The following is a 22,984-nucleotide window of genomic DNA, read 5'->3' as shown; positions in this document are numbered from 1 at the left end:
CAAGTAGGACAAAATTCCCTTTGTCCTACTAAACTAACAATCTACTATTGCTCTACTACGTTAATTTTCTCAATTAAATCAACATCTTCATATGTTGAGTTTTCATCCATACGAAAATCTAGCTGTACTAAGTTATTTCTTACCACACTGGAGACAGGTTCATATTTCCATTTCTTCAGTGCAGCAATTGCAACGCGATCAAACACATATGCCGGCTTGCCTTTCATCACTTCAACATTCATTACGTTGCCATCAGTGTTAACATCAAATTTCAAGACTACCGAGCCTTCTATCTTCTCTTCTGCTGCTTTTAAAGGATACTTTGGCTCAACTCTCATAATTGGTTTTGAAATGGCTTGTTCTTTGGGTGGTGTTCGGTACTGTTGTTTAACATCACCTTGGCCAAGGTTACCTGCGTAGCTAAAGCTTGATAACATGGCGACCGTCATTAAAGAGACCAGTGACACGCTTAAAGTTGATGCTTTATGATTTGCCTTAATTTGTTTAATTCGTTCAAACATAATGGCTTTATCTCCATACTTTTTAAATGATAATTGCGCAAAAGCGATACGTGGTGCGGTTTGCGCTGCAACCAATAACGCCTTGCTGTAGTTAACCCTGCTGCTCATGTGCTTGCGCGCCAAAACACGTGAGTCACAGGAAAGTTCTTGGTCACGACGAAAGCGAAAATACGCAAGCCAAACCAAGGGGTGAAACCAAAATAACGCCACCAAAATAAACGCCACTAGGTTCCAATAAATGTCATTGCGATCAAAATGACAAATCTCGTGTTGTAAAATCAGTTGTTGCTGCTCTAAGTTATAAAGCGAGTGAAAATTCGTCGGCAGTACCAATTTTTGTTTGAATAATCCCACCAACATAGGGCTATAGGCCTGTTCACTATAATAAGTCGCAAGTTGTTTAGGCGGTTCACCATCAAAAGGTAATTGCGCAAGCTGAGCAAATGTCAGCTTTTTTAACGACAAATGACGAACAAAATGAATATGAACAACTAACCAATAAGCCAACATCAAGGTACTAACCGATAACCATAAATAGATAAAAAAATCAGAGCTGACTAATGGCGTGATATCTTGTGTAGGATTAACAATATAACGGCTCACTTGTGAGCTAACAGCTAGCGAATGTTGCACAACAGGTAACGGCAGCAAATAGGCGATTAAACTCATCGGAACTATGCTCCACATTAAATACTGATTAGCAGCACCTATTTTTCTACTCATTATACTGTGACTAACAAGTAACACTGTGAGTGAGATAGAAAGTGGGTATAACAGAGAAATGAATGTCGCTACCATGATCAGTTCCCTTTGTTCTCAGCTTCATTTTCTTGCTCCCAAGAAGCAATAATATTTTTGAGCTCAGCAATGTCATCTTTATCGAGATCTTTGTTTTTAGCAAAGCCGGCAACCAACGGTGATAACTTACCTTTAAATAACCGTTCAACCAAACTTTGACTTTGGCTCTCAACATATTCGTCACGTGCAATTAACGGCGTGTAAAGGTAGCGTCGTTGCTGTTTTTCAAAACTAATCGCATGCTTTTTTACTAAGCGATTTAATAAGGTTTTAACCGTTTTCTCGTGCCATTCTTTTTGCTGGTTAAGTCGTTCAATAATGTCATTGGCGCTGGCTGGATACTGTTGCCAAAGTACATCTAATACTTCAAATTCTGTTTGAGACACTTCTTTCATCATTCTACTCATTAAATTAGTCTACAATGGCATTAGCATACGCACTTACTTTAAAAATTACAAATGTAATCACAAGTTAAAGATTACACCTGTAATCAAATAAGTCAACGATAAAATGACATTATTTAAAGTAAAGAAAACTTTTTCGAACTAAAGGTGAGATTATTACTGCCTTAAATCAATGTTTTCGCTATAATAGCGCCCGCTAAAAATTCATCTATTTTTCAACATTCATTTTTAAACAGGTAATTTGCATGTCTGTACAACAGCAGGAAGTCGACATTCGTAGAACGTTTGCGATTATTTCTCACCCTGACGCCGGTAAAACGACTATCACTGAAAAAGTGTTACTTTTTGGTCAAGCCTTGCAAAAGGCAGGTACCGTAAAAGGTAAAAAATCAGGCCAGCATGCAAAATCTGACTGGATGGAAATGGAAAAAGATCGGGGTATTTCAATCACTACCTCAGTTATGCAATTTCCTTACAATGATTGCCTCGTGAACCTGCTCGATACACCGGGACATGAAGACTTCTCGGAAGATACTTACCGTACCTTAACGGCTGTAGATTCTTGTTTGATGGTCATCGATACCGCTAAAGGTGTTGAGGATCGTACCATCAAGCTAATGGAAGTTACCCGCCTGCGCGACACTCCCATCATTACTTTTATGAACAAAATGGACCGCGACGTGCGCGATCCTATGGAAGTAATGGATGAAGTTGAAGATGTATTAAAAATAAAATGTGCGCCAATTACTTGGCCTATCGGCATGGGGAAAGAGTTCCAAGGGGTGTATAACATCCTCACCGATGAAACCATTTTATATCAATCAGGCCAAGGTCACACAATTCAAGAAAAGCGCGTGATCAAAGGGTTAGACAATCCAGAGCTTGATACTGCCATAGGTAATTATGCTGATGATTTACGTGAAGAGCTTGAATTAGTCATTGGCGCTTCGCATGAATTCAACCAAAAAGAGTTTTTAAGTGGTGAATTAACGCCTGTATTTTTTGGTACGGCACTCGGTAACTTTGGTGTTGATCACATGCTTGACGGGCTAACAAAATGGGCTCCAACGCCATTACCTCGTAGTACCGATAAGCGTGATGTTGCCGCCAGTGAAGAAAAGTTCTCAGGTTTTGTATTTAAAATTCAAGCCAACATGGATCCAAAACACCGTGACCGTATCGCTTTCATGCGCATCGTATCAGGCAAATATGAAAAAGGCATGAAAATGCGTCAGGTACGAATTGGTAAAGATGTCAAAATAGCGGATGCTGTCACCTTTATGGCGGGTGATCGCGCTAACGTTGAACAAGCGTTTGCTGGTGATATTATTGGCCTGCACAACCATGGCAGTATTCAAATAGGCGATACGTTCACTTCAGGCGAAGAGATGAAATTTAGTGGTATTCCTAACTTTGCGCCTGAAATGTTCCGCCGTATTCGTTTACGTGATCCGCTAAAAGCAAAACAACTGCAAAAAGGCCTAATTCAATTATCTGAAGAAGGTGCAGTTCAAGTATTTCGCCCATTCAACTCCAACGATATGATCGTGGGTGCTGTCGGTGTTCTACAATTTGAAGTGGTAGTACAACGCTTAAAAACAGAATATAACGTTGATGCCATCTATGAACCAATCAGTGTTGCCACGGCGCGCTGGTGTAGTTGTGATGACGAAAGAACATTAGAGCAATTTCAGAAAAAAGCCTATGATAATTTGGCCCTAGACGGTGGTGATAACCTCACTTATATTGCACCTACTATGGTCAATCTTAATTTGGCACAGGAACGTCATCCTGAGATTAAGTTTCATGCCACGCGTGAACACTAAATAGGCCAAGCAAATAACGAATTGATTACATTCTTCATTGCGTAACAGCACTTAATACGCAATGACTTGGCTCCACTTTACTAGTGAGCCAAACAACCATGAAAAAGAGTTTATTTAAATGAATATTAAACAGTTATTAAGTGAAAAAGTATTATCGGCGATGGTAGCAGCAGGCTTACCTGAAGACACTAACCCTGCCGTTAGTATTTCAAATCGTGCCAATTTTGGTGATTACCAAGCCAATGGCGTGATGGGTGCAGCTAAAAAACTTAAAACTAACCCGCGTGAGCTCGCAAGCAAGGTACTAGAACACTTAGATTTAAGCGATATTGCCAGTAAGGTAGAGCTAGCGGGTCCTGGCTTTATTAATATTCATTTATCACAAACTTGGTTAGCTGAGCAACTTAGTTCAATTGCTGCCGATACTAAGCTCGGTGTTGCACAACGAGGCCAATCGTCTGACGATCAAGCCCAAAATGTAGTGGTTGATTATTCTGCACCTAACCTAGCGAAAGAAATGCATGTCGGGCACTTACGTTCCACCATTATTGGTGATGCTGTGGTACGCGCATTGGAGTTTCGTGGCGACACAGTGATTCGCCAAAACCATATGGGCGATTGGGGCACACAGTTTGGCATGTTATTAGCGCATTTAAGCGATAAATTACAAGCCAATGAAGTGGCTGAAACTGCCTTAGCTGATTTAGAAAACTTTTACCGTGAAGCAAAAGTTCGCTTTGATGACGAAGAAGGCTTTGCCGACCGCGCACGTGAATTTGTGGTAAAACTTCAAAGTGGCGACAGCGAGTGCGGCACACTTTGGCAGCAATTTATTGATATTTCTATCGCGCATAGTGAAGAGATATACGAAAAACTCAATGTCACATTAACACGCGACGATATCATGGGTGAAAGTGCTTATAACCCTGACTTACCAAAAGTTATCGATGAGTTAATGGCAAAACACATTGCGGTGGAAGATCAAGGCGCTAAAGTGGTCTTTATCGATGAAATGGCCAATAAAGACGGTGAACCTTCAGTATTTATTGTACAAAAATCGGGTGGCGGCTATTTATATGCCACCACCGATTTATCAGCATGTCGTTATCGTAGCGGTGAACTTAATGCCGATCGTATCATTATTTTCACCGACGCACGTCAAGCCTTACATTTTAAACAGGTTGAAATTGTGGCCAGAAAAGCAGGCTTCTTACCTGAACATGTCAGCTACCATCACTGCCCGTTTGGTATGATGATGGGTGATGACGGCAAGCCATTTAAAACTCGTACTGGTGGCACCATCAAGTTAGCTGAGTTATTAGATGAAGCCGTCGTGAGAGCAAAAGCTCTTATTCAAGAGAAAAACCCAGATTATAGCGGTGAAAAACTAGATGAAATTGCCCGAAAAGTAGGCATTGGCGCAGTTAAGTTTGCTGATTTATCGAAAAACCGCACCAGTGATTATATTTTCAACTGGCAAACCATGCTAAGTTTTGAAGGAGCGACTGCACCTTACTTACAATATGCATACTCACGCATTCAAAGTATTTTCACTAAGGCTGACGTTGATCAAACAAGCTTAACAAATGACTTTGCCATTGTTGAGCCACAAGAAAAAGCACTGGCATTAAAGCTATTGCAACTTGAAGATGTTATTGACGCAGTGATTAGCGAGTGTACGCCTAATCTGTTATGTAATTACCTATATGAACTTGCTAGCTTATATATGAGCTTTTACGAAGCGTGTCCAATATTAAAAGAAGGGATTGATGCTCAAGTGAAAAACTCACGTCTGGCATTATGTGCGCAAATATCAAAAACCTTAAAGCAAGGTTTAGATATTTTAGGCATTGATGTCATGGAACGTATGTAGTTCATTAGGCGTTTTGATGAAGGTATTATTAATCAACAATCAGGCTAATGATTTAGCCAACCTTAACAGATTGCTCAAGCAAAATACCTGTCAAACCGTGCTTCTTATTGATCCAATACAGGCATTAAAGCTGTTACCTAAAAGCAGCTTTGATGCCGTTATAGTCAGTGATCATTTAACAAAAACCACCAGCTATGATCTACTTAAAGCAATTAGTATTAAATACCCGAAATTAATACGGATTGCCTACCTCAGCCAGGGTTCCACGCTCGAAGAACGTATTGCCCATTATCAGTATGAAGTGACGGTAAATGATACCCAGCTTGTTGAGCAATTACTGTATTTTCAGTCGCAGCATCAGCATATAACTAAAGCAATCATTGTTAATACGCTAAAGCAAGTAAAGTCGCTACCAAGTCCACCAAAGGTTTACCTGCAATTACACAACTTACTTGAAAGCCAACATGCGAACGCAGACAAAATTGCCAAGGTGATCACGCAAGATCCTGCACTTACGGCTAAAGTGATCCAGATAACCAATAATATCTATGCGCATATTGAGACCCCAATAAACAATATTGCAGAAGCCATCGCTAAGCTTGGTATCGACACATTAACCTGTGTTGTGTTAACCGCAGAGTTATGTGCGAACCAATCAGTTATTCCTCACTTTTTTATCAGTAAGTTTCAACAACACAGCTTATCAACCGCACGTTTTGCAGCAACAATTGTTCCTAAGGAAGAAAAGCAAATCGCCATGCTGGCAGGCTTGTTACACGATATTGGCAAATTAGTATTATTTTGTATTGATGACACGCTAAGCGAAAATTACTTAACACAACAGGCACAGCAAAATAGTGATGTGTTACTAGAACAGAAAATGTTTTCAACTGATCACTGCCAGCTTGGCGCATACTTGTTGCATTTATGGAGTTTCCCGTATGAACTGATCAATGCGGTATTGCTACATCATTCACCAGAGAAACTACTCTCTGACCATTTTTCTGTACCGCAAGCAGTATATTTAGCCAATACCTTATTAAACGAGCAACTGCCTTACCCTGACTTTATCGCCCATTTTCAGTTGGCAGAAAAAATACCCTCAATGCAACGGGATGCCCGCAAGTACTTATAATAACGAAGCTCAGCTTCGCATAAGTCATGCGTTTTTAGCAGCTATTTTTACTGACCTCTGCATTATTTTGAAACGAAATAGCAAGCGTTCCCTGCGCCATAAAGCCTTAAATTCAGACAAAAATATCAAGCTGGAAATATGAGATACTGTTACGTTATTGTTTTATTGGACTTAGCACTATTTCTTAAACAAAGCTGAGATTAACTAAATATTTGTTAAGCCTATATTTCTTCACTATAGTTGATGCTACCGAGGCGGAGAACTTATGCAATTTACCGATAGCCATTGTCATATTGACTTTACTGAATTTGACGCTGAGTTTGACTCTTTGCTTGGCAAATGTGCGCAGCAGCATATTCATCGCTTAATTATTCCAGCAGTTTCTCCACATTATTGGCAGCGCCTGTTAACGACCTGTCAAACATCGCAACCATGTCAGCTCTTACCTTGCTTAGGCATTCATCCATGGTTTTTAACTGAGCTCAATGAACAGCACCTTTTGGCACTCAGTGCTAAAGTCGCCGACCACCTAAATGAGATAGTGGCGATTGGTGAGATGGGGCTTGATGGCGTGATAGCCGAACAACAAGATAACTGGGCCAAGCAGATCACCTTTTTTGAGTACCAGCTTTACCTTGCCAATCAAGTAAAAAAACCCGTCATTATTCATCATCGACGCACCCATAATGAAATCATCAGTTTATTAAAAAAAACACCTGCTAGCTGCGGAGGTATTATCCACGGCTTTTCAGGCAGTTATCAGCAAGCGATGACTTACATAGAGATGGGATTTAAATTAGGCATCGGCGGTACTATCACCTACCCTAGAGCACAAAAGACCATTAAAGCGGTGAGTAAACTGCCCTTATCGTCACTGGTATTAGAAACTGATGCGCCTGCAATGCCAATTCATGGTGAACAAGGAAAACATAATACGCCCCTGACCTTATTAACTGTATTCGATACCTTATGCCATTTAAGATCAGAGCCACCAGAGCAACTGGCAACAGCGCTTGAAAATAATATCAATAGTTTTTTAGGCAACACAGGATGAACGATTTCAGCGCTATCAATCAAGTGCTCTTGCTAAGCGGAAACCTTGACGACTAAATCGGTTTAAACCACGCGTTAGTAAAAAGCCAACCACACCCGCTAAAATCATCATTAACCGTAATAAATCAAAATGCGCTTCACTTGCCTCAAGTAATGGCCCTTTTAATCGTTCATTACTCACAGTTAAGCGGATATAGCCTGTCAATTGATTATCGTGGCGTAGCTCTGTGATAAAGGGGGTAAACTGTCCACTACGATCAGGCTTAAACTCTGAAAAACCATAAAGATCATTGATACTAATTTGATTATCAGTAGCCAGTAGCAACTGCCCTGTTGCATCATAAAGGCTAATATCTTTTACCCACTGTTGTTGCATAATGTCATCAAAGTATTGCTCAAGTTTATCACTATCTTTGCGTAACAAAGGAACGGCAGCGGCAATTTGAGCCAAATTTTGCTGACTCACGTAGCGAAAATGTTGTTCGATGGCTTGGTTGTTTTGCCCAAAACTAAAAAACCATAAATTCATTAAGACAATAATGATGAATATAGCTATAGCTAATTGCATAATTTTATTATAAATCGATGATACTTTAGGGTATAAAGGCAATTCAGTTTGTGTCATAGCAAGCATAAGTTAAACATCGCACGTAACTACACTATAAAGTGTTCTCGCTTTGTTTTAAATAAATGCTTATCAATTGCTTTAAAAATAAGGTTTTTTTTACCGTGTCAATCGCTGTTAATAACGTATCTCTTGCCGCTATATTCGATAAATCATTAGCTCAATGTATCGATATTAAACAATCACCTAATGTGTTTCCGTTAGCTTGCTCCATCAATGATGAACAACTGGCGCTGGAGCAAAGTGGTCAACTTTGTGAAAATATAGCGAGTACTAGTGCAACAATAGAGCTCAAAGCATTAGATTCAGCGATTGAGTTAATTGTTTTTTGCCAGCTACAACTAAAACAGTTAGTGGAAATTGTTAATCAGTGCCAAATATCAATTATTGCACTTAATGCAATTAATCACAGAAATGCACAGACAAGTTATCGCTTTATGATCAACTGCCAAGAGCTCTCATTGGCACGAGCGGAATTAGCAAACTTAGCGTTAACACACGGGTTTGAGGCAGCAATTATTAGCAATGCGCCAACTTTATCAGAGCCCGGTGTACTGGTCATGGATATGGATTCCACGACCATAGAAATTGAATGTATCGATGAAATTGCGGCGTTAGCCGGTGTAGGAGAGCAAGTAGCACAAGTAACAGAGCTTGCCATGCAAGGGAAGTTAGATTTTGCCCAAAGCCTACACCAACGTGTTGCAACATTAGCAGGTGCGCCAGCCTCCATCTTAGCTCAAGTCACTGATAATATTCCATTAATGCCCGGGCTAACCACACTTGTAGAGTATTTACATGCTCATCAATGGAAAGTGGCTATCGCTTCGGGTGGTTTCACTTATTTTGCCGATCATCTCAAAGCATTATTATCACTCGATGCTGCTCATGCCAATGTGTTAGAAATTATCGACGATAAGCTGACCGGAAAAGTGTTAGGAGATGTTGTTGATGCTAAGGCCAAGGCGCAATGCTTAACGACATTACAACAGCAATACCAATTACCCGCACAGCAAACAGTTGCCATGGGAGATGGTGCCAATGACTTAGTGATGATGGCTGCGGCTCATTTAGGAGTGGCATTCCATGCTAAGCCAATTGTATTAAAACAAGCCGATAGCGCAATCAATCATCAAGGGCTAGATTGCCTGATACATTGGTTAAAATAATGTCGAGATAATAAAGACAAAGATAGAACAGCAGCTAACTCAACTGCTGTTCATTATTGTGTCGCTAATGCCTGTTGTTCTAATAATTTAAAACGAAATAATGCTTCACTGGTGATATCGAAAACTTGTATCACCCCAGAAACACTCCATATTTCTTGCTCAAGCTGTTTGCCGCGATGAATCGCGTAAGAGCTAATATAGCTTAACTCTGGATTTAAGTAAGTCATATCTGGTTCACTGCTACGAGAAACTAAAACCTGTAAGCAGAAAAATACACCGCGTTTTAAGGCATTTCGAATAAACATTCGTTTCAATTGATCTGAACCAAGTTCTGAATCAAGCTTAGTGGTAACCGACTGCTCTACCATTTCGTTACTCTGATTAATGGCGATATATAAAATATCTTTTTTCGGCGCATCACCGGCTTGCATTCGCTTCAAGGTAGAATGCATTAAGCTGGTCGCTTTTAAGTTATTCAATAACGGATAGAGATTATAATACTGGTGACGATCACTTAATGATTTGCAATACGATAAGAATTTCGATTGTTCATCATTCGTGGTAATAGTTTCAATTTTATAGCGACTGCCACTGCTTTGGATCACCAAAGATGGTGTTTTTAAACTACCGCTATAAATATTACGCAATGCCTTAGCAAGACCAGGACTCAACATAGCATATTCATCTGGCGGTAACTTATCGCGATTTTTTTGGATAAGCGCTTTAAAGAAGGACCGACCAATATGCTGATGTTTCTCAACATAAACCCGCAAATTCAGCGTTGTTTTCTTTTTATTTAAACGCATGACTTCATAGGGTAAGCCATTGAGATCAAACGAGGATGTTATTTTTTGTAATTTAGGAAAAGAAACCTGAATTACATCTCCTTTCTTTAGCATCACAGGCTTATCAACCTCTAATTTCAGCCCTGAAGTTGAAAAGTCATGGGACACCCCCTGCCATTTGACATCGTCAGCAAACACTTCAACGGGGGTTTTATAGATAAATCTAGGCTCTTGTCGTTGGTTATTATAGTTAATGCCGACATCATCGACATTATTAGGCTCAGCCAAACGTTTATGACCAAACGATTTAATTTTACTGGTATTAATATCATCAAACGGTAATTGTTGATAGAAGCTTTTGATTTCTTTATTTTCAATATGCTGAGCAACCACGATTTCGCTTAGCCCCGCCAGAGATTGTTTAACATCACTGGAAATAGGCGCATTGAGATACTCATCTTTTTTTGCCAGCGTATCTGCGAGTGTCAACGAGGGCTCAGCCAAATCAGTATCGAGCGTCAAATAAGATAATTGCGTAATGGCAAAGCTTTTTTTCGATGCCGCAAAACCTAAAAATTGCGCCATAAACGATTTATCGTTGGCTAGCTGAACGGTGTCAGCAGTATAAAAATAGGACTTACCATTGCTAGCATGGATAAAGCTATAGACCAGCAACGACTCTCCTTTGGCTGCCGCTTTTTTCACACGTACTAAACGTTCTGGGGTCACTAAGTTATGCAATGTTGAACGACGCGCTTCATCTTGCCAATATTGATAGACATGTTGATTATTATGACAGGTTAACGCATACCGAGGCACGACTTCTCCTGCATCATCACACATAAAAATAGGTAATTCATTAGACTGAGGCAAAACAAATTGTTCATAGAGCCGCGACTGTAATGCACTGATCGTATTATCTAAATTAATTTTATAACGGCGTTTATTCCCTTGAATAAACCCTTTTAAGAAATGCCTGAAACCATCACGTTGTTGAGCGCCAGTGTATACTCGCTTCACTCCTACTAACTGCATACCTTCAATTTGTTTAATACTTCTCACTTCATAATTAAAAGTATCGTCTTTACCAAACTGAAACTCACCGGTGAGCCCAACATATCTAATTTTAATTAATTGTCTAACTTTCAGCTCAACTTCATTCGTCAAACGAAACTTACAACCATTAATACTAATATCAGAACTCATCGCATCAACAGTATTGCGTTCACCTAATATAACTTGCAGCGAAATGGCATAATTCATTCGTTCTTCACAACGATTATGATAAGGGCCAAAACGATATAATTGGGCAGAATACTGTGTTTTTTCAAAAACTTTAGCTGGGGGAGGCTTAACCGCTTCAGGACTATTAAGCTGGCTTTTTTCACGTTGATAAATAACACGAAAGTTATTTTCGGTATTCATTACCGCTTCATAAACGCCGAACGTATATTCCCCATACTCAGCCACCGCCTCTTCAAATACCTTAATAGCGATATCATCTAGGTAATGATTACGCTCTTCATGTTCATATGCGCGACATTCACCATCAACATGACCTCGCAGATCAATTAAACGAGTACAAGGTGAAGACAAGCGCTTAACTTCCATTTTCAGCAAAAAGCTATCTTTTTTTGAAAGTTTCGCGGTCGCAGTTGCAAAACGTTTTTCAAAGTCACTAGCTGTTACTTGGCCTTTAAATTGGTCAATAATAGATTGATATTTTGAAAAGTCTTTCGTCATTTACGTTTCTAATTTTGCCGTAGCTATATACACAAATTTTTGAGAAAATCATTATAAGTTTATTTTCAAAAATGTAATAGCGCTAATTATTATAATTATTAATAGCTTAAGCAATTTACATACCTTAAAAGGAAAAAGATGGCAAAAAGTAAAACGGCTTATGTCTGTACAGACTGTGGGGCCGAGTATTCTCGCTGGCTAGGGCAATGTAATGAGTGTAAAGCTTGGAATACCATTTCTGAATTTCGCCAAGCAAAAGCCCCCGGCAGAGGGCAAAATTTCAGCGGTTTTTCAGGTATGGTTGAGGCAAAAGTTCAAACTCTTGACACCATAGATCTGGCAGAATTGCCGCGCTTTTCTTCTGGGTTTGCCGAGTTTGATCGTGTGCTCGGTGGTGGTATTGTTCCCGGTAGCGCCATTCTTATTGGTGGCGAACCGGGGGCGGGTAAAAGCACCTTGTTATTACAAACCATGTGTGCCCTTTCCACACAAATGCCAACCTTATACATAACAGGTGAAGAATCTCTCCAGCAAGTTGCCATGCGTGCTAAACGCTTAGGATTAAAAGCTGACACACTGAAATTATTATCTGAAACCAGTGTCGAGAATATTTGCCATATCGCAGAAAAAGAGCAGCCAAAAATTATGGTGATAGACTCTATTCAGGTGATGCATATGGCTGATATTCAATCAGCACCAGGCAGCGTATCACAAGTTAGAGAAACCGCCGCGTTTTTGACCCGATTTGCGAAACAACACCATGTAGCAATGCTGATTGTAGGGCATGTCACTAAAGATGGCTCTTTAGCTGGCCCTAAAGTACTTGAGCACTGTATCGACTGCTCCATCATGTTAGAGGGCAGTACAGATTCTCGTTACCGAACATTAAGAGGTAACAAAAATAGATTTGGCGCAGTCAATGAATTAGGCGTTTTTGCCATGACTGGCACAGGGCTAAAAGAAGTTAAAAACCCATCAGCGATATTTTTAACCCGTAGCGATGAACAAACACCGGGTAGCGTAGTCATGGTGCTATGGGAAGGAACAAGGCCATTACTTGTTGAAATTCAAGCGCTGGTTGATCACAGTGCTTTAGGTAATCCTAGGCGAGTTGCCGTTGGCGCGGAACAAAACCGTTTAGCTATGTTACTCGCGATTTTACATCGCCATGGCGGCTTACAAATGAATGATCAAGATGTTTTTGTCAATGTTGTGGGCGGCGTTAAAGTCTCTGAAACCAGTATTGATTTGGCATTGGTATTAGCTCTAGTTTCAAGCTTTAGAGATAATGCGCTACCACAAGATTTAGTGGTATTTGGTGAAGTGGGGCTATCGGGAGAAATTCGTCCTGTGCCTAGTGGTCAAGAACGGATCAATGAGGCTGCAAAACATGGTTTTAAACGGGCTATTGTGCCGTTTAATAATATGCCAAAAGCGCCTATTGAAGGTATGGAAGTGATTGGCGTGAAAAAACTCAGTGATGCACTTGAACATATTTAACAATCTGTCTCTAGATCGGATGCTCAACACGCCCATATATTAAGGAACACATCAATGACATATTGTAAGCGCATTATCATTTTGCTCACGCTAAGCATAGCAACTCTTGCCCACGGCCAACAAAATCCGTTTATCGGAACTTGGCAACTGGTATCGGGTGAATACCTTGATCATAACAATAAGCTGGTTTCCTATCAGTCACTTGATTTAGTCTCACAAAAAGTGATCAACAAAAATCACTTTAGTTTTATTTCAACCAAAGCAGGAAAGTTCTGGTCAGCGGGTACTGGTAGCTATTCATTTAACGAGAAAACTTACATTGAATCCCCTACTATTGCTTCATATCAATTAGAAGATGGTGGTCATTATCAATTTGATTACCAAATAAAGGGAGATCTTTGGTATAACGCTAGGTGGCGAGATAAAACCCGTGTGGAATTTGAAGTCTGGCAAAAAGTAAAATAACACTTCTTATAATAATTAGATAAAAGGCTGCAACTGCAGCCTTTTGTCATGTTAAGTTAACAATATCAGCAATTTAATCTGGTTCGTAATCCAAATTGGCTGACAGCCAACGCTCAGCTTGTTCAATGGTCATTTCTTTTCGAGCAGCATAATCTAGCACCTGATCTTTTGCCACTTTAGCGACCGCGAAATACTTACAATCAGGGTGAGCAAAATACCAACCACTTACCGCAGCACCAGGCCACATCGCGAAACTGGACGTTAACTCCATACCAATATTTTTCTCAACCTGTAATAACTCCCACAGCAAACCTTTTTCAGTATGCTCAGGACAAGCAGGATAACCAGGTGCAGGTCGAATACCTTGGTATTGCTCACGGATCAACGAATCATTATCAAAACACTCATCAGCCGCATAACCCCAATATTCTTTGCGGATTTTCTCATGCAAATACTCGGCGGATGCTTCCGCTAATCTATCGGCAACCGCTTTGATCAAGATACTATTGTAGTCGTCATGATCTGCATTAAATGTTTTAACTAGCTCATCACAGCCAAAACCTGCTGATACCGCAAATGCCCCCATGTAATCTTTAACCCCTGAGTGTTCATCAGCCACATAATCGGCTAAACAGCGATTATACTGCCCTGCAGGCTTTTTACTTTGTTGGCGTAATTGATGTAAGCGCATTTTAGGGCTTGTTCGCTCGTCATCATCAAAGACAATTAAATCATCTTGCTGACGATGCGCAGGAAATAAACCAAATACCGCTTTCGCCGTTAATTTGTGATGATTGATAACATCATCAATCATGGCATTAGCATCATTAAACAATTTAGTCGCTTCTTCACCAATTAATTCATGTTCAAGAATACTTGGGTATTTCCCTGATAGTTGCCAAGTCATAAAAAATGGCGTCCAATCGATATACTTGCGCACCTCTGTTAGGTCAAGTTGCTCCAGCACCGTTACCCCTAATTTATTAGGTTTTTTCGGCGTATAGTGCTCAAAACTTAATGGAAATGCATTAGCACGTGCTTGCTCAATTGAAATTAAACTGGAACGAGGTCCCTTTTTATAATGACGTTCACGCACCCGTTGATATTCAAGATCCTGACGCTTAACAAAGTCAGGACGGAGTTCATCAGACAATAAACTACTGACCACAGATACAGAGCGTGACGCATTCGGCACGTATACCACGGGCTGTTCGTACTGTTGCTCTATTTTAACCGCAGTGTGGGCTTTTGACGTAGTAGCACCACCAATAAGTAAAGGAATATCAAATGCTTGACGCTTCATTTCTTTCGCAACATGCACCATCTCATCAAGCGATGGGGTGATCAAACCTGATAAACCTATCACATCGGCTTTTTCTTCTTTAGCAACACGCAAAATTTCTTCACATGACACCATGACCCCTAAATCAACTATGTCATAGTTATTACACTGCAGCACTACCCCGACAATGTTCTTGCCAATGTCATGAACATCACCTTTTACCGTTGCTAATACCACTTTACCGTTAGTGCTGGCTTCCGTTTTCTCCGCTTCGATATAAGGGTTTAAGTGAGCAACGGCTTGTTTCATTACCCGAGCAGATTTCACTACTTGTGGCAAAAACATCTCGCCGGCACCAAATAAATCCCCGACGACATTCATACCATCCATGAGCGGCCCTTCGATCACATCTAGAGGGCGTGTTGCTGCAATACGGGCAGCTTCTGTATCTTCGATAATAAACTCATTGATCCCTTTTACTAGCGAATATTCCAATCGTTTATTAATTGGTAATTCTCGCCATGCAAGATCCGCCTTACTGTCTTTAGTACCGGTCTGTCCGCGATATTTTTCAGCAATTTCAAGTAAGCGTTCTGTCGCGCCACTATCACTATTTTGGATCACATCTTCCACGGCAAGTCGTAATTGTTCATCGATATCAGAATAGATTGCCAATTGGCCAGCATTGACTATACCCATGTCCATGCCATTTTTAATCGCATGGTATAAAAACACCGCATGAATGGCTTCTCGCACTGGGTTATTACCACGAAATGAAAACGAGACATTAGAAACACCGCCTGAAATCATCGCATGCGGTAAATTCTGCTTAATATCGGCTACTGCTTCAATAAAGTCGACGGCATAATTATTATGCTCATCAATCCCTGTAGCCACAGCAAATATATTCGGATCAAAAATAATATCTTCTGGCGGAAACCCAATTTCATCAACCAAAATATGATAGGCGCGATGACAAATTTCATACTTGCGCTTACGAGTATCTGCTTGGCCTTGTTCATCAAATGCCATCACAATCACTGCTGCGCCATACCGCCTTAACAATGAAGCTTGATGGCGAAAGTTTTCTTCACCCTCTTTTAATGAGATTGAATTGACAACCCCTTTACCTTGAATACATTTTAATCCGGCTTCTAAAATATCCCATTTAGAAGAATCCAGCATAATTGGCACTTTGGCGATATCAGGCTCTCCGGCAATCAAATTCAAAAAGCGAACCATTGCCGCTTTCGAATCAAGCATGCCTTCATCCATGTTGATATCAATAATTTGCGCGCCATTCTCCACTTGCTGTAAAGCAACAGCGATAGCTTGTTCGTAATTTTCTTCGGTGATCAAGCGTTTAAATATTGCCGAACCAGTCACATTTGTTCGCTCACCCACATTGACAAATAAAGTATCTTTATCGATAGTCAATGCTTCTAAACCCGACAAACGACAAGCAATATTGCGCGGTTCGATTGAACGAGGAGCAACTTGCTCCACCATTTGTGCCATACCTTGAATATGCTCTGGCGTAGTACCACAACAGCCACCAATGATATTGAGAAAGCCCGCATTGGCCCACTCTGCAATATGGCTATTCATATCGTCAACACTAAAGTCATACTCACCAAATGCATTAGGTAAGCCTGCATTGGGATGCGCCGAGACAGCAACGTCTGAAATTCGGCTTAACTCCTCCACGTATTGGCGCAGTTCCACTGGCCCTAAAGCACAGTTCAAACCAAAGGAAATAGGCTTAGCGTGACGTAGTGAATTATAAAAAGCCTCGGTTGTTTGCCCCGATAAGGTACGACCTGACGCATCAGTAATGGTGCCAGAAATCATCACTGGAAGCTTATAACCTATTTGCTCAAAGACTGTTTCTACCGCAAAAATAGCGGCTTTGGCATTTAAAGTATCAAAGATGGTTTCAATTAATAGGATATCGACACCACCGTCGATTAATGCTTTAGTTGATTCAATATACGCTTGGGTTAATTGATCAAAATTGATATTGCGAAATGCAGGATCATTAACATCTGGTGAAATCGAACAAGTGCGATTAGTCGGCCCTAAAACCCCTGCGACAAAGCGAGGTTTATCCGGTGTTTTGGCAGTAAATTCATCGGCAACTTCACGTGCGATTTGTGCTGCAACAAGGTTAATTTCTGCGCTATAACTTTCCATATCATAGTCAGCCATCGCAATTGTAGTTGCATTAAAGGTGTTAGTTTCAATAATATCTGCACCCGCTGATAAATACTCCCCATGAATGGCTTTGATTATCTCAGCTTGGGTTAACACCAGCATGTCATTATTTCCTTTGACATCAAGGTGCCAATCAGCAAATCGTTGACCACGATAATCTTGCTCTTCAAATTTATAAGCTTGTATCATTGTGCCCATAGCGCCATCTAAAATTAAAATGCGCTCTGATAACTGTTGCTCTAGCAAGGTATACGATGCTGATTTATTCATACTACTCTCTTTACGAAACGCAAAGTGTTGAAACACGTTGCGTAATATTTTGACTAACTACTTGGGTGTAAGGCTTTTATATTGTCGGCATCCAATTGATACGGTGTTATTTGATAAACGTAATAATTGAGCCAATTAGTAAATAATAGACTACCGTGCGCCTTCCAAGTACATGCAGGTTCATTGTTGGGATCATTGTCTGGGAAGTAATTTGCTGGCAAGATTGTCTTGCTACCCACTTTTAGATCTCGCTGATATTCATCAGCTAAGGTTGTCGCGTCATATTCTGGATGCCCAGTTAAATACACTTGCTGTTTATTTTTACTAGCCGCAAGGTATACGCCTGCTTGCTCAGACTCGGCAATAATGGTCAGGTTATCGATGGATTGATAATCTTCTTTGCTAATATAACCATAACGCGAATGCGGCACATAAAATTGATCTTCAAAACCACGCGTTAATTCTTCTTTAGGATCATTCGGCTGATGGCTATAAACACCAGACAGTTTTTCTGTACGTAAATGCCGATTCAAACCATAGTGATGATACAAGGCTGCATGAGCTGCCCAACATGAAAACATGGTAGAGGTAACATTTTGCTCTGCCCAATCAAACACTTCGCAGATTTTGTCCCAAAAGGTGACTTTTTCATAATCCATTAACGCTAAAGGTGCCCCCGTGATGATCAAGCCATCGTATTGCTTGTGCTTAATGTCATCAAATAAATAATAGAAGTTATCTAGATGCTCTTTCGGGGTATTTTTTGATTCATTTAAATTGATCCGCACAAACTCTATGTTTATTTGCAATGGCGTATTAGACAGCATGCGACAAATTTGTACTTCGGTTTCAATTTTATTCGGCATTAAATTAAGTATCGCCACCTGCATCGGGCGTATATCTTGATTAGCAGCCCGATGTTCAGACATTACAAAGATGTTCTCCTTGTTGAGAACCTGTAATGCAGGCAACTGATCTGGGATTTTAATTGGCATTTTAGCACCTACAAGCTTAATTATTTGCTACGAATCGACTCCATGACTCACTCTAGGTGATAATGTGCCTTGTTAGTTTAGCTATGTCAACATCTAAACGTATAGACGTCTATAATATTTTGCGCTTTCTTATTAACTATGATCATAGGCTGTATGGATCATAGATCCATAGACCTTACCATTTTCAACTTATGTAAAGCTCACTATCAAAATAACGGCAATAAAAAAGCCATCAATTATTGATGGCTTTCGTTATCACTTGCTAAAGAGAAGATCACTCTGCAACTGGCTCTTCCTGCTCTTTCGAAACATCTTTTTTGTTTAAAAACATTTCTCGTAATTTACTATCAATTTCTTTAGACATTTCAGGATGTTCTTTCAAATAATCAACCGCTTTCGCTTTACCTTGACCAATGCGTTCACCGTTGTAGCTGTACCAAGCACCCGCTTTTTCTACCAGTTTATTTTGCACGCCCAAGTCAATTAACTCGCCTAAGCTATTAATACCTTCACCATACAATATTTGAAATTCTACTTGTTTAAATGGTGGTGCAATTTTATTCTTAACTACTTTTACTCGGGTTTCGTTACCGACAATTTCATCACTTTGTTTCACTGCACCGATGCGACGAATATCCAAACGAACTGACGCATAGAATTTTAAGGCATTACCACCCGTTGTTGTTTCTGGGTTACCAAACATGACGCCAATTTTCATACGAATTTGGTTGATAAAAATGAGCATAGTATTTGACTGCTTTAAGTTACCAGTCAATTTACGCATTGCTTGTGACAACATACGTGCTTGTAGCCCCATATGTGAATCACCCATATCACCTTCAATTTCCGCTTTTGGAGTTAATGCTGCAACCGAGTCAACTACGATGACATCCACTGCTCCCGAACGGGTTAACATGTCACAAATTTCTAACGCTTGTTCACCCGTATCTGGTTGAGATACTAACAATTCGTCAATATTTACCCCTAGCTTTTCAGCATAAATTGGATCTAACGCATGCTCAGCGTCAACAAACGCACATACTTTGCCGTTACGTTGTGCTTCTGCAATCACTTCAAGTGTCAGTGTTGTTTTACCACTAGACTCAGGACCGTATATCTCAACCACACGCCCCATAGGTAAACCACCTGCACCAAGCGCAATATCAAGTCCTAGAGAACCCGTAGAAATGGTTTCAACATCCATGCTACGATTCTCACCTAACTTCATAATTGAACCTTTACCAAACTGACGTTCAATTTGACTTAACGCAGCAGAGAGTGCTTTTTCTTTATTATCGTCCATTTCTAGCTCCACAAATAAAACTTAAAATCATTTAATGACGCAAGTATACTGTATGACCGTACAGTATCAAGTTTTTTTATAACTTTTTTTATTTCGCAGAAAATTTCCAACTAACGACACTTTTAATTTATTGAAATATAACAACAAAATTAAGCTCAATAACTTTTTAAAATTTTCACTAAAAAAGTTACTCTTCACACTTTATCTCTCAATACTGTCATTATACAGTGTTTGAATTACTGTCACTGTGATGAAAATTAAGGAAGTTAATTTAAATCGCTTATGGCATAATATTTTTATTAAAATTTATCATAATCTTATTAGCATAATAATTAATGACTACACCAAATTTAGATCTATCTTCTCACACCCCAATGATGCGTCAGTATCTAACCATTAAAGCTGAATTCCCGCATATTTTATTGTTTTATCGCATGGGAGACTTTTACGAGCTTTTTTTTGATGATGCCAAAAAAGCATCAGATCTACTGGATATTTCACTTACTGCTCGTGGTAAAACAGGAGGAAATGCCATTCCTATGGCAGGCGTGCCTTATCATGCAGTTGAAAGCTATTTAGCAAAGTTAGTACAACTTGGTGAATCGGTTGCGATATGTGAGCAAATAGGCGATCCCGCTACCAGCAAAGGCCCTGTAGAACGAAAAGTTGTAAGAATAGTTACCCCAGGCACGGTTAGCGATGAAGCACTACTGGCAGACAGACAAGATAATTTGCTCGTGTGTGTGTTTGAACATAAAGGAAAATTTGGTTTGTCATACCTTGATATGACCAGTGGCCGATACGTTGTTTGTCAGCCAAAGTCTGTCGAGCAACTGCAAGCAGAGTTACAACGGTTGTCACCAGCAGAATTACTCTACCCTGAATCGTTTGTTCATATGAATATTGTTGAGCAATATAAAGGGCTTCGCCGTCGTCCTGATTGGGAGTATGATTTATCAACCGCGACTCAGTTATTAAACCAACAATTTGGCACAAAAGAACTTTCTGGTTTTGGCGTTGACGATCACCCTTTAGGCCTTTGCGCCGCAGGCTGTTTATTACAGTATGTAAAAGACACACAGCGCAGTGCCTTACCACATATTCGAGCGATCCTTGCTGAATCAGCACAAAAAGGGGTCGTACTTGATGCTGCCACCAGACGCAATTTAGAGCTCACCCAAAATTTACAAGGTAACACTGACAACACCTTAGCGGCTGTATTAGATAAAACATCTACGCCCATGGGCTCGCGCCTACTTAAGCGTTGGTTACATTTTCCATTACAAGATATTGAAACGTTACAATTAAGACAAAATGCCATCAGTGCACTGCTTGGCAATGAAATGTACTTGGATTTACAACCACAATTAAAAACCATTGGTGATATCGAGCGTATTGTCGCTCGAGTAGCACTTCGCTCCGCAAGGCCGAGAGATTTTGCCCGGTTACGTAACGCACTAGGACAGTTACCTGAATTACAAAGCACGCTGGCACTGGTAACTGATCAACAATTAACGCCTTTGGCAAACAAAATACAGCCTATACCAGCAGTTTTTCAATTACTCGATAATGCAATTATCGACAATCCTCCCGTATTAATTAGGGACGGAGGGGTCATCGCTAAAGGTTATAATGATGAACTCGATACGTTACGTGATTTAAGCGAAGGAGCTAGTGAGTTTTTAGCTCAACTTGAAGCTAAAGAAAAAGCAAGAACTGGTATTCAGAGCTTAAAAGTTGGTTATAACAAAGTTCATGGCTTTTATATCGAAATCAGTCGTGCTAGTTCCAATGAAGTACCTGATGATTATATCCGTCGCCAAACATTAAAAAATAATGAACGCTTTATCACCAATGAACTCAAGCAACATGAAGAAAAAGTACTGAGCGCTCAAAGTAAATTTCTCGCTTTAGAAAAACGCTTATATGAACAATTATTCGATCAGATATTACCTTCGATCGAACAATTACAACAATTAGCCCAAGGCATTGCTGAACTTGATGTACTGACAAATTTTGCCGAGCGAGCTGACAGTTTAAATTATGTGAAACCTGTACTTGTTCAATCACCGGGTATACATATTGAAGCAGGGCGTCACCCTGTGGTCGAGCAAATGACAGATGAAGCTTTTATTGCCAACCCTGTGGAATTAAATGAACAGCGTAAAATGCTCATTATTACAGGTCCCAATATGGGGGGTAAGTCAACCTACATGCGCCAAACCGCTCTGATTGTTTTACTTGCTCATATTGGCTGCTATGTCCCCGCTAATGCGGCTAAAATAGGGTTGGTCGATAGAATTTTTACACGAATTGGCGCTTCCGATGATCTGGCAAGTGGTCGTTCAACCTTTATGGTTGAGATGACTGAAACTGCCAATATTCTACATAATGCCACCAGTAAAAGCTTAGTATTATTGGATGAGATAGGACGAGGTACCAGTACTTATGACGGTCTTTCACTCGCCTGGGCCTGTGCAGAAATGCTAGCATTAAAAACGCAAGCGTTTACCTTATTTGCCAGCCACTACTTTGAATTAACGCTACTGGCTGAACAAATTACTAGCTTAGCGAATGTACATTTAGATGCCATGGAGCACGGTGACGACATCATATTTATGCATGCGGTACAAGAAGGAGCGGCAAGTAAAAGTTTTGGTTTACAAGTCGCGCAATTAGCAGGCGTACCTAAGCCTGTTATCCAACGAGCAAAACAACGTTTAACTGAACTAGAAAATCAGCAAGCACCATCAATCATAGAAGATAGTCCAGCGTTATTTGAACAGTTATCGTTAGTTGATACTGAGCATCCGGTTGTGAGCCAATTGAAAGCAACCGACACAGACGATTTAACCCCGAAACAAGCGCTCGATTTGTTATTTCAACTAAAAGAACAACTATAAACTAAAGCAAATAGATAACAGAGTTAACAACTAAAAAACCAGCAACAATGCTGGTTTTATGTATAGCATGTACGGTATGCCGTGAGTGCATGGATGCACAGGAACGGCAATGTATAGGAT

General features: G+C 40.1%; 15 protein-coding genes. 8 read left to right on the top strand and 7 right to left on the bottom strand.

Going from position 1 to position 22,984, the window contains the following annotated elements; all coding sequences use genetic code 11:
* Window positions 1–44: 44 nt before the first annotated feature.
* Window positions 45–1,319: a M56 family metallopeptidase gene (locus IV514_RS05345; protein WP_277601488.1), complete on the bottom strand. Its 1,275-nt coding sequence runs from the start codon at window positions 1,317–1,319 to the stop codon at window positions 45–47.
* Between the two features lie 2 nt (window positions 1,320–1,321).
* The gene (locus IV514_RS05340; protein ID WP_206483866.1) at window positions 1,322–1,726 is read right to left on the bottom strand and encodes a BlaI/MecI/CopY family transcriptional regulator; all 405 of its coding nucleotides are present in this window, start codon (window positions 1,724–1,726) and stop codon (window positions 1,322–1,324) included.
* Between the two features lie 242 nt (window positions 1,727–1,968).
* Between IV514_RS05340 and prfC the strand changes: the two genes are divergently transcribed.
* From prfC to IV514_RS05320, 4 genes are all read left to right on the top strand, one after another.
* Window positions 1,969–3,549, top strand: a complete 1,581-nt coding sequence (gene prfC, locus IV514_RS05335) for a peptide chain release factor 3 (protein WP_206483865.1) — start codon at window positions 1,969–1,971, stop codon at window positions 3,547–3,549.
* A 118-nt stretch (window positions 3,550–3,667) separates the two neighbouring features.
* Entirely contained in the window at window positions 3,668–5,422 is a 1,755-nt protein-coding gene (argS, locus tag IV514_RS05330; RefSeq protein ID WP_206483864.1) for an arginine--tRNA ligase, read from the top strand.
* Window positions 5,423–5,438: 16 nt separating this feature from the next.
* Window positions 5,439–6,557: an HDOD domain-containing protein gene (locus IV514_RS05325; RefSeq protein WP_206483863.1), complete on the top strand. Its 1,119-nt coding sequence runs from the start codon at window positions 5,439–5,441 to the stop codon at window positions 6,555–6,557.
* Between the two features lie 265 nt (window positions 6,558–6,822).
* Window positions 6,823–7,611 carry a TatD family hydrolase gene (locus IV514_RS05320; protein ID WP_206483862.1) on the top strand — a complete coding sequence of 263 codons (789 nt, stop codon included), beginning with the start codon at window positions 6,823–6,825 and terminating at the stop codon, window positions 7,609–7,611.
* Window positions 7,612–7,626: 15 nt separating this feature from the next.
* Here the strand turns inward: IV514_RS05320 and IV514_RS05315 are convergent, their stop codons facing one another.
* On the bottom strand, window positions 7,627–8,235 hold the full coding sequence (locus IV514_RS05315) for an AhpA/YtjB family protein (RefSeq protein ID WP_206483861.1): 609 nt from the start codon (window positions 8,233–8,235) through the stop codon (window positions 7,627–7,629).
* Window positions 8,236–8,339: 104 nt separating this feature from the next.
* Between IV514_RS05315 and serB the strand changes: the two genes are divergently transcribed.
* On the top strand, window positions 8,340–9,404 hold the full coding sequence (serB, locus tag IV514_RS05310) for a phosphoserine phosphatase SerB (protein WP_346776897.1): 1,065 nt from the start codon (window positions 8,340–8,342) through the stop codon (window positions 9,402–9,404).
* A gap of 53 nt (window positions 9,405–9,457) precedes the next feature.
* Here the strand turns inward: serB and IV514_RS05305 are convergent, their stop codons facing one another.
* A complete protein-coding gene (locus IV514_RS05305) occupies window positions 9,458–11,932 on the bottom strand; it encodes a PilZ domain-containing protein (RefSeq protein ID WP_206483859.1) in 2,475 nt (824 codons plus the stop codon).
* 138 nt (window positions 11,933–12,070) lie between these two features.
* On the opposite strand from IV514_RS05305, the gene radA reads away from it, so the two are divergent.
* Together radA and IV514_RS05295 are read left to right on the top strand one after the other, a co-directional pair.
* Window positions 12,071–13,432, top strand: coding sequence for a DNA repair protein RadA (radA, locus tag IV514_RS05300; RefSeq protein ID WP_206483858.1), 1,362 nt, complete (start codon window positions 12,071–12,073; stop codon window positions 13,430–13,432).
* A gap of 54 nt (window positions 13,433–13,486) precedes the next feature.
* Window positions 13,487–13,897, top strand: a complete 411-nt coding sequence (locus IV514_RS05295) for a hypothetical protein (protein WP_206483857.1) — start codon at window positions 13,487–13,489, stop codon at window positions 13,895–13,897.
* Between the two features lie 73 nt (window positions 13,898–13,970).
* On the opposite strand, the gene metH is transcribed toward IV514_RS05295, so the two are convergent.
* The 3 genes from metH to recA all read right to left on the bottom strand — a co-directional run bounded on the left by metH (window position 13,971) and on the right by recA (window position 19,961).
* Window positions 13,971–17,663, bottom strand: coding sequence for a methionine synthase (metH, locus tag IV514_RS05290; protein ID WP_206483856.1), 3,693 nt, complete (start codon window positions 17,661–17,663; stop codon window positions 13,971–13,973).
* Between the two features lie 53 nt (window positions 17,664–17,716).
* Window positions 17,717–18,658: a homoserine O-succinyltransferase gene (gene metA, locus IV514_RS05285; RefSeq protein WP_206483855.1), complete on the bottom strand. Its 942-nt coding sequence runs from the start codon at window positions 18,656–18,658 to the stop codon at window positions 17,717–17,719.
* 274 nt (window positions 18,659–18,932) lie between these two features.
* Complete coding sequence (recA, locus tag IV514_RS05280) at window positions 18,933–19,961, bottom strand: recombinase RecA (protein WP_206483854.1); 1,029 nt, start codon at window positions 19,959–19,961, stop codon at window positions 18,933–18,935.
* A 335-nt stretch (window positions 19,962–20,296) separates the two neighbouring features.
* Between recA and mutS the strand changes: the two genes are divergently transcribed.
* Window positions 20,297–22,864 (top strand): DNA mismatch repair protein MutS, encoded by a 2,568-nt coding sequence (mutS, locus tag IV514_RS05275; protein ID WP_206483853.1) that lies wholly within the window; start codon window positions 20,297–20,299, stop codon window positions 22,862–22,864.
* Window positions 22,865–22,984: the final 120 nt, after the last annotated feature.

The organism is Thalassotalea sp. G2M2-11 (assembly GCF_017168195.1).
Taxonomy (GTDB): domain Bacteria; phylum Pseudomonadota; class Gammaproteobacteria; order Enterobacterales; family Alteromonadaceae; genus Thalassotalea_E.
The sequence above is the reverse complement of the archived record's forward strand: the minus strand, read 5'-3'. Positions and strand labels throughout refer to the sequence as shown.